The sequence below is a fragment of the Mesorhizobium sp. M7A.F.Ca.ET.027.03.2.1 genome, assembly GCF_003999175.1.
Taxonomy (GTDB): Bacteria; Pseudomonadota; Alphaproteobacteria; order Rhizobiales; family Rhizobiaceae; genus Mesorhizobium.
In genome coordinates this window covers 1-1,393 of the sequence record NZ_RZOM01001332.1, presented here as the reverse complement: position 1 = coordinate 1,393, position 1,393 = coordinate 1, and the positions used below count along the sequence as shown (strand labels likewise).

1 protein-coding gene is annotated in these 1,393 nt (G+C 65.5%); it reads left to right on the top strand.

The features are described 5' to 3' along the window. Positions 1-195 precede the first annotated feature (195 nt). On the top strand, positions 196-1,239 hold the full coding sequence (locus tag EN750_RS34380) for a LacI family DNA-binding transcriptional regulator (protein ID WP_127399282.1): 1,044 nt from the start codon (positions 196-198) through the stop codon (positions 1,237-1,239). Positions 1,240-1,393: the final 154 nt, after the last annotated feature.

Sequence of the window (1,393 nt, the reverse complement as noted above, 5' to 3'; positions counted from 1 at the left end):
GCTTTATACCCCGGGTTGCATTTCGGAGGAGAGGAGCGGAGGCCAACCAACTTTCCCCTTGAACAGCGATTCGATCTGGCTTAGCTTCATCTGAGAAAAGGTTTTCCCAAGCAATTGTCGTTGGGCTCGGCCACCAGCCGGGCCTCATCCGGCTCGGTAAGAGAAAACCTTTTCCCAACCAAGGATCTCGGCGCGATGCCATCGGACGATCTGCCTGTTCCGGTCTTTTCCAAGCCAGTCACCTTGCGTGACGTGGCCGCCCAGGCCGGAGTCAGTGTCGCCACCGCATCCAAGGCACTCAATGGCCAGGGCCGGATGACAGCCGAGACGCGCGAGCGCATTCGCGAGACCGCCCGGCGGCTTGGCTTCCGGCCCAACAGCCTGGCGCAAAGCCTGCTCCGGCGGCGCAGCTTCACCGTCGGCCTACTCACCAACGATACCTATGGCCGCTTCTCGCTGCCGCTGATGTCGGGCATTTCGGACGCGCTGGTCGACAATGGCGTCTCGGTGTTCCTGTGCAATGTCGAGGAGGATCCGCGGCTGGGCCAGATGCATGTCGACGCCATGCTCGACAAGCGCGTTGATGGCATCATCGCCACCGGCAAGCGCATCGATCGCCATCTGCCCGTCAACCTCTCCAATCTGCGCGTCCCGGTGATCTATGCCTTCACGCAGCCAGATCCCGACGCCGTCGCCTTCGTCTCGGACGATGTTGGCGGCGCCCGGCTGGCCGTCGAGCATTTCTGCCGGCTGGGCCGCAAGCGCATCGCCCACGTCACCGGGCCGGCGAGCTTTGCCGTGGTGCACGCGCGCGTCCAGGCTTACCGCGACGTGCTCGTCGAAAACGGCCTGACGGTCAGCGAGCCGCTGCTCGGCTCCTGGTCGGAAGCCTGGGGTCACCAGGCGGTTGCGCAACTGTTCGACGGCAAAAGCGAAAGGCCGGACGCGGTCTTCTGCGGCAACGACCAGATCGCGCGCGGCGTCATCGATGCGCTGCGCGAACGCGGCCTCGACGTCCCCAGTGATGTCGGCGTCATCGGTTTCGACAATTGGGAGATCGTGGCCGAGGCGACGCGCCCGCCGCTGACCTCTGTCGACATGAACCTTGTCGCGCTCGGGCGCGAGGCCGGGTTGACCCTGCTTTCGCTGGTCGGCGGCAAGCCCGCCGCGCCGGGCATTCGAAAACTGCCGTGCCGGCTGGTGGTGCGGCAGTCATGCGGCCATCCGCCGGGTGGCTGAAAACGAAGCGCCGCGCAATCGGCGCCAAGCCGCGGACCGCGGCCAACCTTGGAGGAGGAGAACATGAGGAACCTGATTGCCAAACTGACCCTGGCCGCTGCCGTTCTGGGTGGCGGTCTCGGCACTGCCGCCGCCGAGACGGCCAACATCTGGG

What these genes read in the sequence shown, in the direction of transcription:
- EN750_RS34380 (WP_127399282.1), top strand. Translation starts at nt 196, where the DNA reads ATGCCATCGGACGATCTGCCTGTTCCGGTCTTTTCCAAGCCAGTCACC.